Below are 15646 nucleotides of genomic sequence, written 5' to 3' on the forward strand. Positions count from 1 at the left end.
TTGATCACCGTGTGTTCACCGTCTCTGGACGACGAGTCAACTTGATCGCCCAATCGGGGACTAAGCAACAGCTCTGGATGGCAGGATGAATCATCGTGCGACGCTCCGCCGATATCTCCCAGGACTCACCCAAGGTGGCTTCCTGGTGGGAAAACGCCGTCTTCTACCAGGTCTACCTGCGGTCCTTCGCCGACTCCGACGGTGACGGCGTCGGCGATCTCGAGGGCCTGCGGGCCCGCCTGGGATACCTGGAGCTGCTGGGCGTCGACGCGATCTGGCTCACCCCGTTCTACAGCTCCCCGATGATCGACCACGGCTACGACATCGCCGACCACCGCAGCGTCGACCCCGTCTTCGGCGATATCAACATCTTCGCCGCCCTCGTCAGCGAGGCACACGACTGCGGCATCAAGCTGATCATCGACCTGGTGCCCAACCACACCAGCCACGAGCACCCCTGGTTCATCGAGGCGCTGCACGCGGGCCGCGGCAGCCGGGCCCGCGAGCGCTACATCTTCGCCGAGGGCACCGGCCCGGCCCGTTCGCAGCCGCCGAACAACTGGCCCAGCCTGCACGGCGGGCCCGCCTGGACCCAGGTCGCCGACGGCCAGTGGTATCTGCACCTGTTCGACCCCGAGCAGCCGGACCTGAACCTGACCGACCCCGAGGTGCGGGCCGACCTGGAGCGCACCATGCGCTTCTGGCTGGACCTGGGCGTCGACGGCTTCCGGGTGGACGCCGCGCACACCCTGATCAAGCCGCGCGACCTGCCGGACCTGCCCGCGGATCTGCTGCGCCGGGGCCGCGACATCTTCGGCGACGACGGTCGCGACCCGCGTTTCGACGCCGAGGGCGTGCACGAGATCCACCGCCTGATCCGCAAGATCCTCGACGACTATCCCGACCGGCTGGCCGTGGGTGAGCTGTGGGTGCGGGACAACCAGCGCTTCGCGCGCTACCTGCGTCCCGACGAGTTGCACGCGGCGTTCAACTTCCGGCTGGTGACCGCCGAGTTCGGCGCGGGCCCGGTGCGGGCGGCGATCGAGAACTCCATCGACTCGGTGCGCTCGGTGGGCGCCCCGCCCACCTGGACGCTGTCCAACCACGATGTGGTCCGGCATGTGACCCGCTATGGCGGCGGCGACCTCGGCCGCAAGCGCGCCAGGGCGATGGCACTCGTGCAGCTCGCGCTGCCGGGCACCGTGTACCTCTACAACGGCGAGGAGCTGGGCCTGCCCAGCGTGGACCTGCCGGACTGGGCGATCCAGGACCCGATCTACAAGCGTTCCGGCTACACCGACCGCGGCCGCGACTCCGCGCGGGTGCCGATCCCGTGGGAGGGCGCGGAACCGCCGTTCGGCTTCTCCGGCGGGGAGATCACCTGGCTGCCGATGCCCGCCGAGTGGGCGCCGCTCACGGTCGAGGCGCAGTTGGAGGACCCGGACTCGATGTTGTCGCTGTACCGGCAGGCCATCGAGCTGCGCGCCAACCATTCGGCGTTCGCTGGCCAGGAGATCGAGTGGTACGGCGCTCCGGAGGGCTGCTTCGCGTTCCGCCGCAAGGGAAGCGGCCTGATCTGCGCGCTCAACACCACCGGCGAGCTCGTGCCGCTGCCGCCGGGCGAGGTCCTGCTGGCCAGCGCGGAGATCGAGGGCGAGAACCTTCCCACCGACGCGGCCGCCTGGCTGATCTGAGGGCTTTCGCCCGCGCTGCATGGGGTCCGGGGATGCCCTCTGGCGCAGGCGTTTTGGATGTAGGCCCAGTGGGTAGACCTCGCCGTGGAAGAGACCAACTGATCCCTGTCAGGGGGATGCCATGCTCGTTCTCGGGCTTCTGCTCATCGTGGCCAGTGGCGCCTTCGCGGCGTTGCTGCTGACCTACAACGCAACCGGTGGTCCTGCCCAGACGGTGCAGCTGTTCGGCCGCGATCTGTGGGCCGTGACTCCTCTGCACGCCTTCTTGGCAGGCATCGCGCTCACTCTGCTGTTCTGCCTTGGCATGTGGATGATCGGCGCCGCGGAGCGCAAGCGCAGGGCGCTTCGCTCGCAGGTCCGCTCGGCCCGCCGGGACGCCGAGGCCGCGGCCACCGAACGGGACCAACTGGCCGAACAGCTGAATCGACGCCAAGCGGTGTCCCCGGACGCCACGGACGCCGAACGGTCACGGCACGCCAGGGCGACCTAGAACACCAACGGCAGCAGGGCGTGGCGGCGCCGGACGACGGCGCCGTAGCGGGCGTCGATGCGCAGCCAGGAATCGGTGGCGCTGACCCGCACGAACTCGCCCTGCGCCGGGGCGGCGCCGGTGAAGCCCATGCCGGACAGCGCGAACAGACAGCGCATCGGCACCTTCACGTCCAGACCGGCGCCGCTGACGGTGAACACCGACTGGTCCAGCAACGAGGCGGGCGGGGTGCCCTTGGGGCCCAGGTTCTCCTTGGCCACCTCGACCCCGCGGTCGGTGACCTCGGTGAGCACCTCGATGGGCAAGTCGTCCACGTGGTGCCAGCCCTCCCGCGGCGGCAGGGGCGACTGCCACAGCAGGTCCTTGGGCGCGCCGGGGTCCACCCGCTCCCCGCCGACCACGGCCAGCGAGGCCAGCAGGTCGTTGCCGGACACGGTGATATCGGACGGGGTCAGCCTGCCGGGCACCGACCGGGTGGCGAGGGTGTCGAACGGGGTCTGCGTCCAGGCCTCCACGATGCCGTCCGCGCTGCTCTCGGCGCCGCGCACGCGGAGCCGCACCAGCACACCGGCATCGAGCCGGACCGCTCTCGCCACGAACGCACCGAGGTCGTCGCGGTTGTCCCGGTCGGGCACCTGCAATTCAGCCACTCACGCTCCCGCATCGCCAGCTGGCGAGGAAGTCTCGTTCACCGTCGCTCAGCCGCCGTGGCCGCGCCGCTTCCAGGTCGTAGGGCACCATGACCGTCTCCGCCCGCGCCACCACCGCATCCGTCTCCCGTCGTCCACTGTAGACCGAATAGCCCAGCGTGAACGACGCGGCGCGAAGTTCCCGCACCGTGATCTCCACCCGGATCGGCCGCCCGCTGTAGGGCAGCGGCGCGACATAATCCACGACCAAGCGGGACACCACGATGCCACGCATCATGTCGGCGCCCCGCCGCGCACCCTCGCCTGCCAGCAACGCGATCCGGGCGTCCTCCAGCAGCGTGACCGTGTTGGCATGGTTGACATGCCCGAAGGCATCCATGTCCGACCAGCGTGCCTGGACCTCGGTGACGAAACTTCCCACGATCAGCGAACCATGCTCCGTACTTGGCGGGCCGCAACCGACAGCGTCGCCAGATCCAGTTTGCCTGCCTTGGCGATCTCCTGCAGCGAGCTGCGGGCCCGCTCCAGTCGGGAGGCGTTGGCCTGCTCCCAGTTGGCGATCTTTTCCTCGGCGCTCTCATCGGGCTCCGAGGTCCGCAGCACGTCGAGGGTGATCGCGCGCAGCGAAGAGTACAGGTCGTCCCGTAGCGCCAGCCTGGCCAGCGCGTGCCAGCGGTTGCCACGCTCGAGCGCGCTCACCGCCATCAGCATCCGGTCGACGCCGAGATGCTCGGACAACGCGTAGTACAGCTCGGCGGTCTCGGTCGCCGAGCGCTCCTTGCCCTCACCGGCCTCCCGCTCGGCCAGTTCCGCGATCTCGGCCACGTCCAGCAGGCCGTAGGTGTAGAGCAGCGCGGCGACCCGGTTGCCCAGGTCCACCGGCACCCCGGCATCGATCAGGCGCTCCGCGTGTGCCGACACCACCTCGTGCTCGCGGCCCTGAAGCAACTCCATTGCCCGCGGCGCGAGTTCGGAGACCACCGGCGCGAACCGCGCGATCTCCGCGCCAACCGCCAGCGGCTGCGGGCGGTTGGTCAGCAGCCAGCGGGACGCGCGGTCCAGCAGCCTGCGGGTCTCCAGCACCATCGCGTCGGCGACGGCCGTGGGCACCACGGTGTCCAACGCGTCGATCTCCCGCCACAGCGACCGCAGGTCGTACACCCTGGTCACGACGGCGTAGGCGCGCACCGCGTCGGTCTCCGCCGCGCTGATCTCCTCGGCCAGCCGGAAGGCATACGAGATGCCCGCACCGTCCACGACCTCGTTGACCAGCTGCGTCGTGGTGATCTCCCGGCGCAGCGGGTGCGCCGGGATGTGGTCGCCGAAACGCTCCCGCAGCGGCGTCGGGAAGTAGTCCGGCAGGCGGCTCGCGAAGATGTCCATATCGGGCAGTTCGCTGGCCAGCACCCACTGCTTGAGTGCCAGCTTCACATGCGCCAGCAGCGTGCACAGCTCGGGTGAGGTGAGGCCGTCGCCCGCCTTCTCCATGGCGCGGAACTGGCTGGCCGTCGGCAGCGCCTCCAGCTTGCGGTCCAGCCCACAGCGTCGTTCGAGGTACTCCACCAGCCGGGCGTGCACCGACAGCATCGCGGCGTTGTGCGCACGGCTGATGCCCAGCACCGCGTTCTGCCGGTAGTTGTCGGCCAGCACCAGGTCGCTGACCTCGTCGGTCATGCTCAGCAGCAACTCGACGCGATCCTGCTGGTCCAGGCGCCCTTCGGCGACCATCCGGTCCAGCAGGATCTTGATGTTGACCTCGTGGTCGGAGCAGTCAACACCCGCGGAGTTGTCCAGCGCGTCGGTGTTGACCTTGCCGCCGGCACGGGCGAACTCGATGCGGCCGCGCTGGGTCAGCCCCAGGTTGCCGCCCTCACCGAAAACCTTCACGCGCAGCGCATTGCCGTCCACCCGCACCGCGTCGTTGGCCTTGTCGCCGACCTCGGCGTGGGTCTCGGCGGAGGCCTTGACGTAGGTGCCGATGCCGCCGTTCCACAGCAGGTCCACCGGGGCCAGCAGGATCGCCTTGATCAGGTCCAACGGGGAGAGCTTCTCGACGTCCTCGCCGAGGTCCAGCGCGGCGCGGATCTGCGGTGAGATCGGGATCGACTTGGCGCTGCGCGGCCAGATCCCGCCCCCGGCGCTGATCTTGTTGCGGTCGTAGTCGTCCCAGGAGGACCGCGGCAGCGCGAACATCCGCTGCCGCTCGGCGAAGCTCTCCGCCGTGTCCGGGTCGGGGTCGATGAAGATGTGCCGGTGATCGAACGCGGCGATCAGCCGGATGTGCTCGGAGAGCAGCATGCCGTTGCCGAACACGTCGCCGGACATGTCGCCGACGCCGACCACGGTGAAGTCCTCGCTCTGGGTGTCCACGCCCAGTTCGCGGAAGTGCCGCTTGACGCTCTCCCACGCGCCCTTGGCGGTGATGCCCATGGCCTTGTGGTCGTAGCCGACGGAGCCGCCGGAGGCGAAGGCGTCGCCGAGCCAGAAGCCGCGGGACTTCGCCAGGTCGTTGGCGATGTCGGAGAACGTCGCGGTGCCCTTGTCCGCGGCGACCACCAGGTAGGAGTCGTCGCCGTCGTGCCGCACGACCTGCGGGGCGGGCACGACCTCGCCGCCGACCAGGTTGTCGGTGAGGTCGAGCAGGCCGGAGATGAACATCCGGTAGCAGGCGATGCCCTCCGCTAGGAAGGCGTCGCGGTCGATGCCCGCGTCGCCGGTGGGGGCGGGCGGGCGCTTGAGCACGAACCCGCCCTTGGAACCGACCGGCACGATCACCGCGTTCTTCACCGCCTGCGCCTTGACCAGGCCCAGGATCTCGGTGCGGAAGTCCTCACGGCGGTCGGACCAGCGCAGGCCGCCGCGGGCGACCGGCCCGTAACGCAGGTGCACGCCCTCGAACCGCGGCGAGTACACGAAGATCTCGAACTGCGGCCGCGGCTCGGGAAGCTCGGGTACGGCCTTGGGGTCCAGCTTGAACGAGATGTAGGGCTTCGGCCTGCCCTCGCCGTCCCGCCAGAAGTAGTTGGTGCGCAGCACCGCGTTGATCAGGTTGAGGTAGCTGCGCAGGATGCGGTCGGCGTCCAGGCTGGTGACCTCGTCGATGAGGTGGGTGATCTCGGCGCGCAGCGCCTCGACCATGCCCTGGCGGCCCTCGTCGCTGAGCGCGGTGTCGAAGCGCGCCTCGAACAGCCGCACCAGCGCGGCGGCCACCCTGGTGTGGCTGAGTACGGCGTCCTCGATGTAGTTCTGGCTGTACGGGATGCCCGCCTGGCGCAGGTACTTCGCGACGGCGCGCAGCAGCGCGGCCTGCCGCCAGTCGATGCCCGCCCGCAGGATCAGCGAGTTGAACTTGTCCACTTCGGCGGCACCGTTCCAGGCCGCGGCGAAGGCGTCCTGGAACAGCTCACGCAGCGAGTCGACCCGCTCCGGGGTGATCTCCTCCAGCGTCGCGGCGTCGATGCGCAGGCCGAAGTCGTAGATCCAGCACTCGACCCCGTCCTCGCGGCTGACCTCATACGGCCGCTCGTCGACGACCTCGACGCCCATCTTCTGCAACACCGGCAGCACATTGGACAGGCTGACCCGCCCGCCCGCCAGGTACAGCTTGAAGCGCCGTTCCCCCGGCTCGGCGTCGGCGGGCACGTAGAAGGACATGTCCAGGTCGGAGGGGTTCCGCAACGCCTGCAGCCTGCGCAGGTCGGCGAGGCCCTCGACGGCGGCGAAGTCCTCCTTGTAGGCCTCCGGGAAGCAGGCGGCGTAGCGGTGGCCCAGTTCGGTGGCCGACTCCGCGCCCACCGGCACGATCTGCTCGCTGGTGCCGGTCCGCGAGACGTGCTGCTGCTCGGCCAGCACCGCCTCGGTCATCCGGTCCGCCCAGCTGCGCACCACCTCGGTGAGGCGCTGCTGGATGCGCACGGTGTCCGGCTCGATCTGGCGGGCCGGGTCGGTGTGCACGGTGAAGTGCACCCGTGCCAGCTGGGACTCGCCGATGCGGGCGCTGTACTCCAGGCTGGTGCCCTGGAGCTCCTCGAGCAGCACCTCCTGCATGGCCAGCCGGGAGGTGGTGGTGTAGCGGTCGCGCGGCAGGTACACCAGCGCGGAGTAGAAGCGGCCGTAGGTGTCCCGGCGGAGAAACAGCCGCAGTCTGCGTCTCTCCGCCAGCGACAGCACGCCGGTGGTGATGTCGTAGAGGAAGTCGGTGTCGGTGGAGAACAGCTCGCTGCGCGGGTAGTTCTGGATCACGTCCAGCATCCGCTGACCCGAGTAGGACTCCAGCGGGAAGCCCGCGCGGTGGATCACCTCGAGCACCCGGCCCGAGATCACCGGGATGTCCATCACGTCCTCGTGCAGCCCGGTGCTCGTGAACACGCCGAGGAAGCGGTGCTCGCCGGTGACGTCGCCGTCCTCGTCGAAGGTCTTGACGCCGACGAAGTACGGGTACACCGAGCGGTGCACCGTGGACGGCGCGCTGGCCTCGGTGAGCACCAGCAGCTGGCGGGCGAAGACCTGGGAGGCATCCGGTCCGGCGGTGAAACTGCGGGCGGCGAGGCTGTCCTGGCGGAGCACGCCCAGCCCGGAGGCCAGCACCGCGCGCAGCACCGCCTCGTCATGGCCCGCGTCGCGTTTGAGCTCGTAGTGGCGGTAGCCGAGGAACGTGAAGTGGCCGTCGGCGAGCCAGCGCAGCAGCGCGGCGCCATCGGAGACCTCCGCGCCGTCCAACGGCGGCGGCTGCTTCTCCAGCTGGTCGGCGATCTGGCAGGCCACGCCGCGCATCTTCTGCGCATCCTCGACGACCTCGCGGACGTCGTTGAGCACCGAAACCAGCCGCTGCTCCAGCTCCCGGCCGCGTTCACGGTCGGTGATGAGGTCGACCTCGATGTGCATCCAGGATTCGGGCAACGCGTCGGCGGGCGGGGCGCTGGGGTCGGCGTCGAGCAACACATCCTGCAACCGGCCGGTGACGTCGCGGCGCACCACCAGGATGGGGTGCACGACCCGCTGGACCTGCACGCCGCTGCGGGTGAGCTCGGCGTTGACGGAGTCGACCAGGTAGGGCATGTCGTCGGTGACCAGTTGGATCACCGTGGCCGGGCAGTGCCAGCCGTCGTCGCCCCTGGTGGGGTTGAGCACCCTGATCGCGGGGCGTCCCGGCACCCGGTTCTCGGCGAGCTGGTGGTGCGAGCGCAGCGCCCCCACAAGATCGGCCGGGTCATCGTCGATGACTTCCTCGGCCGGAACGTGGCGGTAGTACAGCTGCAGCAGATCGCCGAACTCCGGGGCAAGCCGCGCTGCCTGCGCCAAAAGCTGGTCAACCGCCAGTTCGGGATTGGGGGTGTGCTGGTCGACGGCGGAGGCCGCATCGTGCGGGCCAGTACCGTCCTGCCGGGATATCGCTCCGGTCGAGGTCATGTTCGCATCGACTCCACGCTAGCTGGCACCTCGTCGTGCCCCTAGCCACACTAGTTGGGCACCCAGCGTGTTCGACAACTGGCGGTGAGCTCGGCGGCCCAATGGTTTAGACCAGCTTCCCATTCAGGCTACTCATCAGGACGTAGCGTGATCATTCTACGCTCGGCAAGCCTTTCCCGCCGGAAAATGTCATCACCCGTTCGCTGGAGGCGTCCACACCTGGTCCCGCGGCAGGTCCGTCAGCGACGGCGGTTCCTTGGGCTCCGGAGCGGGCGGGAACAGGTCGTCGAACTTCCAGGGCGGCAACGGCTTCTCGAACGCCGAGAGCAGTTGGCTGTCGGTGTCGGCGTCGTCCGGTGTCTTGGACCGATCCGTGTCGTACCACGAGGGGGCGTTCGAACCAAAGGGCTCCAGTCCGATCGGATCGGTGTCCGCTGTGGACGGCTGCTCCGTTGACTCTTCCGGAGGCAGCGGCGCCAACCGCAGCAGCGGCCTGCGCAGGCGCGGGAGTTCGCCCGTCGCGGGCCGGTCCGCGTCGACCAGGTCACCGGCCTCGTCACTGCTGTCCGGTTCGCTGGTCTCCCAGCGCGGCCATCCACTGTCCACAGGAGACGGGGCAAGCTCGACGGGCTCGGGGTGCTCTTCGGGCTCGGAGCCGCGGTGACGGGAGGGCTGCCCGGTCGCCGTCTCGGCCACCAGCGCTTCGATCCGAGCGACGGGGAACTCCATTAACGGGAACCCCGGCATGCGGAGATCGCCGTGCCGGTCGTCGTTCGCACCCTGTTGCCCGGCGTCGGTGTCCTGGTCCCGCTCGTCTCGCTCCGGTGGCGTGCGCGGGCCGAAGCCCGCCGTATCGGGCTGATCGGCTTCGGACTGCCGACCTGCGGGCTCCAAGGAGTGGCTTCCGGAGTGCCCCACCGGCTCGACCGCCCGCGGCCATGCGTCCTCGGATTGGCGGGCCCAGCGGTCGCTGTCGTCGGCGCGGCTGTGGCCCTCGGTGCTTCCCGCGGCGTCACGCGTCCAGCGGCGTCCGGTGCTCCGCTCGGTTTCGTTCGGCGGGCGGCTTTCGTCAGCCGGTTCGTGCGCAGTGTTGTCGGACCCGTGCGCCCAGCGCCGACCGGTGCTCTGCTCGGTCTGGTTCGGCCGGTGACCTTCGTGGGACGGTTCGGTGTTGTCCGGCCCCTGCGCCCAGCGACGTCCGGTGCTCTGCCCGGTCTGGTTCGGGCGGTCACCTTGGTGGCTCGGTTCGGTGTTGTCGGACCCCTGCGCCCAACGATGTCCGGTGCTTTGCTCGCTCTGGTTCGGCAGGCGATCCTCGTCGAACCGTTCGTGCCCGGTGTTGTCCGATCCATGCGCCCAGCGGCGACCGGTGCTCTGCTCGATCTCGTGCGCCGGGTGACCTTCGTGGGACGGTTCGGTGTTGTCGGGCTCCTGCGCCCACCGCCGTCCGCCGTCCCCGATCCCGCGGTCGTCGGCCTGCGCCGCGTCCTCCGATGCGTCCGGCCAGCCACCCCGCTCGCTCAGTCCGCGGTCCGCCTGCGCCACATCCTCTGCGTGCGCCGGGCGTCGACCGCCGCTCTCGGCCAACCCGTGGTCGTCGTCCTCAGACCCGTGAGCCCAGCCACCACTGCGCTCCCTCAATCCGTCGGCCTGTGCGCCATGGTCGGACCCGTTGGCGTGGCGTCGGCGGCTCCCCTCGGCCTCGGAGTGTCCGCGATCGCCAGCCTCCGCGTGGCCGTCCTGGCCTGGCGGCCGGCCGTGCCCGCCGCCGTGCTTCGGAGAATGGAGTCCCCTGCCATCGGCTTCACGCGCCCGATGGCCACCGCCTTGCTCACCGTTCCCCGGGTCAGGCTCTGCGGCGCGGCGACCGGTGTCAGGTGCCCAGCGCGGGTCTTCGCTTTCCTCCGGCGCTCGGCGGTGGCTGCCCTCGCCCGGCTGCTGAGCCCGTCGCCTGTCACCGGTTGCAGGCACGTCGCCACTCGAATCCGCCGCGGCGGTCCGGTCCGGCGGATCTTGTCTGCGGGTCGCGGGCCGGAACTCGGCGACCGGGTCGGGATTGGCGGGTTGTTCTTCGACCTGGCGGGTCGTCTCGTAGATCACCAGCGCCTCGGCCAGCAGATCGGCGAGCCCGACATCGTTGGCCTTGCGGTCGGCGGCGGCCTGCCTCCGTCGGGCGCGGGCCTCGCTGCTGGTTTCCCCGTCGGCCTCACCGTCGGCCCGGGGCCGCCGGATACGCAGCGTCTTGGGCTCCTCGCCCTCCCGGTCCCCGTCGTCCCTGGCCTGCAGCGCGTCGTCCTCGTCGAAGATGTCGGCAAGCCTGCGCCTGCGGAATCGCGACACCGGCGGCCGTTCGGCCCGTGCGCTGTCGTCCGCGGTCTCGTCGGCCACGGCACCGTCCTTCCGCTGCGATTCCTCGGCGGCGAGTTGCTCGGTGGCGACAATCTCATCAGGCCGCGGTGTTGCCTCGTCCTCCGCATCGGCTTTCGCGGGCCGCGCCGCGTCCGGTGAAGGCCGGACTTCGTCCGGCTCCGCCCCGCCCGCGACCTCATCGGCCGGTTCCGGCACGGTTTCGGGCTCGGGTGCCGGGGTGGCACTCTCCTGCCGATCGGAGGGGAGTTCGGAACGGCGGATCAGCTTGGTGGGCGGATCGACCGCAACCGACTGCTGCGCGACCTCGTCGATGAGCCGCATCGGGATGCGTTTGGTCGGTTCCTCCGTCGCGGCGGTGATCACCGAATCGGGCTCACGAGGAGCGGGAACACCGGCAGGCGGCACATCGGGCGCCGCCTGAACCTCGGTCTGGCCGACGTCCTCCGGCTCATCCGCGCCGGTGTCTCCCGCTTCAGCGTCAGTCCCGACCTCGGGCGTTGCTTCGGCGTGTTCGGGTTCGGCCTGTTGCTTCTCGGCTTTCGCTTGGACCGCCCTGATCACGTTGAGCGGCAGGATGTGGGTTGGTTCAGCGGCCTGCGCGGCTTCCGCTTCGGCGTAGGTGACCGTCTTGGCGGATGGGGCCGCGTCGATCCGCGCCCCGTCGGTGTTCCGGTCGGGCTGCGTCTCTTCGCTGTCCGTCTTCGGTAGGTCCGGGAGCGCTGGTTGGGCGTCACGAACCACGTGGCCGGGTGCTGTTGGTGCGGCGTCCTCGGCCGCTGCGGAGGCGTCAACGCCTGAATCCGGCTTGCCTGCGTGGACGCGCTCGGCGCCAGGTGCGGATGCCGCGACCTGCGTGCCCTCGCCAGGCCCCGGCGCTCCGCTCGTGGCGGCTGTCGGCTCATCGGCAGACAGGGTTGGCCTGCGTGCCTCGTGGGCTCCGTCGGCGGAACCCGCTGAGTCGACGTCGCCGACGTGCGTGCTTCGCCTCGCGGGCTCGGATTCCGGCGCCTCGCGGTCCCCGACCACGGCGGTTGCGGTGTCGTCGGCGAGCCCACTCAACACCGCCTGCGGCTTCGGCCCGCGCTGTGGTTGTTCGCCGAATTCCGCCGCCGGTGATCTGGCACCCGCCTGCGAACTCGGAGTCGGGGGTCCCGGCTGTGCCGCTTCGGGTGCCCGAAACTCCTGCGCCTCGGCGCCACGGCCGGCCGCTGCCTCAGCAGAAGCGGACGGCCGCGCCTCGGCTACGGCGTCGTGTTCCGCGCTCGGTACCGGTGGCGCAACGGAGGGCAGGTCGGCAACGCCGCCTGTCTGCGCGGCGCCTGCGGATTGGCGGAGCGCCGCATCGTCCCCGTCCGCAGGAGAAGCGGGTGGTGCCGCCCCATCGGGCACCTGTTCGGGCTCGGCCTTGCGGTGGTCGACGGCTTCGTGGGAAAGCCTGCGCCGCCGGACCCAGGACGGTTCCTCCTGAGGTTCGGCCTCCACCGGCTCCTCGGCCACGTCCACCTGCGCTGGTGGGGGCGGCGGATCGGCGGCATTCGGCGGTCGCACGTTGCTGGCGTACTTGATCGGGAACAGCCCGCGGCGGGTCTCCGTCTGCTGCGGTTCGACGGTGCTGCCGCACTGGGCCCCGGTCGCGGCGCCTCGCAGACCGGCCGAGACCTCCGCCCAGTTCTCCTCCGCCGCCACCCGCACCATCTGCGCCCACCACTCGGTTTCCGTGGTGTCGTCCTCGGGCGAGTCGGCCAGCCCGGTCAGCTCACCGAGCTTGACCATGACCTCGTCGGCGGACTCCTCCGCAGCGGGCACGGCCTCGGGCTGGATCCACAGCGCCTCCCGCAGCGACGCGGTGGCCTTGGGTTCGGCGGCGGGCTCGGCGGGCGGGATCCGACCCGCCTTGATGAGCAGTTCCGCCAGGTCCAAACCGCGGGGGATCGCGGTTTCATCGGCGTCCCAGAGCGGGAACCGGCGGCTCGGTTGGGTGAGACCCAGCTCGGCCAGTTCGCCGATCTGATGCACACCCGCGAACTCGGTGGCGAGCCGCGCTCTGGCCTCGAAGGACAGCTGGTGACGGCGGCGATCGGCGGTGTAGGCGCCACGCAGGCACAGCAGCGCGGCGGCCAGGTCGCCGTCGGCCTCGTGCAAAGCCGCGAGCACGCTGAGGCTTTCGCTCTGGATGGCGTCCAAGCCTGCCCGCTCGCCGATGGAGGCCGCCTCGACGAGCATGTCCCTGGCCTGCTCGGTGCGCCCCTCCGGCAGGTGCGATCGGCTGGCCAGCGCGAGGTTCACCCACCCGACGGAGGCAGCCATGGGCGCCCGTATCGGTCTGCTCAGCAGCGGTTCGGCGGCCTCGACGGCCTCCCGTGAGTGTCCGGAGTCCAGCAGCGCGCAGACCATTTCGCAGATCAACTGCCCGCTGACATAGCCGGAGTCGGCGGCGGCGACGTGCAGTTCGCCGAGAAGCTGCAACCCCTCGGCGGCAAGCTGGAGCGCGGGGTCGGGCTCCCCCCGCCTGCGGTAGTGCCGGGCGGCCGCCACCCTGATCAGCCCACGCAGCAGCAGGATCGCGTCCGCCTCATCGCCGCGCGAGGGCACCTCGTCCATACCGCTGACGCTGAGCCGTTCGGCCTCGGCGAGGGATTCGGCGACCTCGGCGCGGGCCTGGGGCTGGTTGCGCAGCCCCGCGGCGTGCAGCAGTCCCGCGGCGCGGAGCATCGGTGGACAGTCCGCGGCATCCAGCACGGGACGCAGCAGCCCCATGCCGATGTGGCTGGCATGGCAGGCCTTGGCACCCCTGGCGAGTTCAAGCCGAATCCGCCAGACCAACTCCACTTCGCCGAGGGCCTCGGCGATGCGCAGCGCGTCCATCCCGCGTTCCAGTGACCGCAGGCTGCGGCCGAGGCAGTTGGAGGCGAACAACGCCAACGCCTCGGCCCGCAGCCGCAGCCGTTCGTCACGGTGCGCGATGGCGGCCTGAACCGCCCGATCGGCCAGCATCAGGGTGAGCTCAGGCGCCCGCCACCGCAGCGCCCACGCGGACGCGACGAGTCGCTCGGCGACCTGACCTCCGCCTAGGTGCTCGTCTTCAGGCTCGACATGGGACGCCACCAGCCACGCTCCGGCTAACCACGTGTCAGCTTGCGATACGTGACCCGGTGCGGACGGGCTGCCTCCGCACCCAGCCTGTCGATCTTGTTCTTCTCGTAGCCCTCGAAGTTGCCCTCGAACCAGAACCAGGAGGCCGGGTTCTCGTCGGTGCCTTCCCAGGACAGGATGTGCGTGGCCACCCGGTCGAGGAACCACCGGTCGTGGGAGATGACCACCGCGCAGCCCGGGAACTGCTCCAGCGCGTTCTCCAGCGAGCCCAACGTCTCCACGTCGAGGTCGTTGGTCGGCTCGTCCAGCAGGATCAGGTTGCCACCCTGCTTGAGCGTCATCGCCAGGTTCAGCCGGTTGCGCTCACCACCGGAGAGCACCCCCGCGGGCTTCTGCTGGTCTGCACCCTTGAACCCGAAGGCGCTCACGTAGGCGCGGGACGGCATTTCGACCTGCCCGACGTGGATGTAGTCCAAGCCCTCGGACACGACCTCCCACACGTTCTTCTTGGGGTCGATCCCGGACCGGTTCTGGTCCACGTAGGACAGCTTGACGGTGTCACCGATGCGCACCGTGCCGCTGTCGGCCTCTTCCAGCCCGACGATGGTCTTGAACAGCGTCGTCTTGCCGACCCCGTTGGGCCCGATGACGCCGACGATGCCGTTGCGCGGAAGATCGAAGGACAGTCCGTCGATGAGCACCCGGTCGTCGAAGCCCTTGCGGAGGTTCTCCACCGCGACCACGACGTTGCCCAGCCGAGGGCCCGGCGGGATCTGGATCTCCTCGAAGTCCAGCTTCCGCGTCTTCTCGGCCTCGATGGCCATCTCCTCATACCGGGCAAGACGCGCCTTGGACTTGGCCTGCCGCGCCTTCGGGTTGGACCGCACCCAGGCCAACTCATCCTTCAGCCGCTTGGCCAGCTTGGCGTCCTTCTTGCCCTGGACATCAAGCCGCTCGGCCTTCTTCTCCAGATACATGGAGTAGTTGCCCTCATAGGCATAGGCCCGCCCGCGGTCCAGCTCGAGGATCCACCCCGCCACGTTGTCCAGGAAGTACCGGTCGTGGGTGACGGCCAGCACGGTGCCCGCGTACTGCGCGAGGTGCTGCTCCAGCCACAACACGCTCTCCGCGTCCAAGTGGTTGGTCGGCTCGTCCAGCAGCAGCAGATCGGGCTTGCTCAGCAGCAGCTTGCACAACGCCACCCGACGCCGCTCACCACCGGAGAGCACCGACACCTCGGCGTCACCCGGCGGGCAGCGCAGCGCGTCCATCGCCTGCTCAAGCTGCGAGTCCAGATCCCACGCGTCGGCATGGTCAAGCTGCTCCTGCAGCCTGCCCATCTCCTCCATCAGCTCCTCGGTGTAGTCCACCGCGAGCTTCTCGGCGACCTCGTTGAACCGGTCCAGCTTCGCCTTGATCTCCCCAACGCCCTCCTGGACGTTGCCGAGCACGGTCTTCTCCTCGGTCAGCGGCGGCTCCTGCTGCAGGATGCCGACCGAGTACCCCGGCGAGAGGTAAGCCTCCCCATTGCTGGGCTGGTCAAGTCCGGCCATGATTTTCAATACGCTCGACTTGCCAGCACCGTTCGGGCCGACCACGCCGATTTTCGCTCCCGGCAGGAAATTCAAGGTCACGTCATCCAAGATGACCTTGTCGCCGTGCGCTTTACGCGCTTTGCGCATGGTGTAGATGTACTCGGCCATAAGAGCGATCCTAGGCCCGTAACCGTGCGTACCAGACCCGCCCCTACCCACCCCCACTTCGATCTTCCGCTACCCTCCGACACCAACCCCCTCTCCACGCCCACCCAGTCCAGAACATCTTCGGGGGGGCTCCCCCCCCCGCCCCCTCCCTCCCCCTCGGCGCTGTTTATGGGCAGCGCGATATGAGCCCACATTTCGGGCGATTGCGTTCGTGGTTTCACCGGACGTCGATGCGGC

General features: G+C 69.8%; 7 protein-coding genes. 2 read left to right on the forward strand and 5 right to left on the reverse strand.

The genetic code is table 11. The features are described 5' to 3' along the window. Positions 1–95 precede the first annotated feature (95 nt). The gene (locus tag ACU6XJ_RS04260) at positions 96–1694 is read left to right on the forward strand and encodes a glycoside hydrolase family 13 protein (protein ID WP_476307013.1); all 1599 of its coding nucleotides are present in this window, start codon (positions 96–98) and stop codon (positions 1692–1694) included. 121 nt (positions 1695–1815) lie between these two features. Further along, complete coding sequence (locus tag ACU6XJ_RS04265) at positions 1816–2184, forward strand: hypothetical protein (protein WP_476307015.1); 369 nt, start codon at positions 1816–1818, stop codon at positions 2182–2184. Here the strand turns inward: ACU6XJ_RS04265 and ACU6XJ_RS04270 are convergent. The 5 genes from ACU6XJ_RS04270 to ettA all read right to left on the reverse strand — a co-directional run bounded on the left by ACU6XJ_RS04270 (position 2181) and on the right by ettA (position 15409). Continuing rightward, positions 2181–2834 carry a DUF8185 domain-containing protein gene (locus tag ACU6XJ_RS04270; RefSeq protein ID WP_476307016.1) on the reverse strand — a complete coding sequence of 218 codons (654 nt, stop codon included), beginning with the start codon at positions 2832–2834 and terminating at the stop codon, positions 2181–2183. The two genes, ACU6XJ_RS04265 and ACU6XJ_RS04270, sit on opposite strands and share 4 nt — an antisense overlap. Beyond that, positions 2827–3255 carry an acyl-CoA thioesterase gene (locus ACU6XJ_RS04275; RefSeq protein ID WP_476307017.1) on the reverse strand — a complete coding sequence of 143 codons (429 nt, stop codon included), beginning with the start codon at positions 3253–3255 and terminating at the stop codon, positions 2827–2829. Before ACU6XJ_RS04275 ends, ACU6XJ_RS04270 begins: the two co-directional genes overlap by 8 nt. 2 nt (positions 3256–3257) lie before the next feature. Beyond that, a complete protein-coding gene (locus ACU6XJ_RS04280; RefSeq protein WP_476307018.1) occupies positions 3258–8243 on the reverse strand; it encodes an NAD-glutamate dehydrogenase in 4986 nt (1661 codons plus the stop codon). Positions 8244–8435: 192 nt separating this feature from the next. Then, a complete protein-coding gene (locus ACU6XJ_RS04285) occupies positions 8436–13718 on the reverse strand; it encodes a hypothetical protein (protein WP_476307019.1) in 5283 nt (1760 codons plus the stop codon). Between the two features lie 14 nt (positions 13719–13732). After that, positions 13733–15409 (reverse strand): energy-dependent translational throttle protein EttA, encoded by a 1677-nt coding sequence (gene ettA, locus ACU6XJ_RS04290; protein ID WP_476307020.1) that lies wholly within the window; start codon positions 15407–15409, stop codon positions 13733–13735. Positions 15410–15646: the final 237 nt, after the last annotated feature.

The sequence above is a fragment of the Actinorectispora metalli genome, from assembly GCF_056323685.1.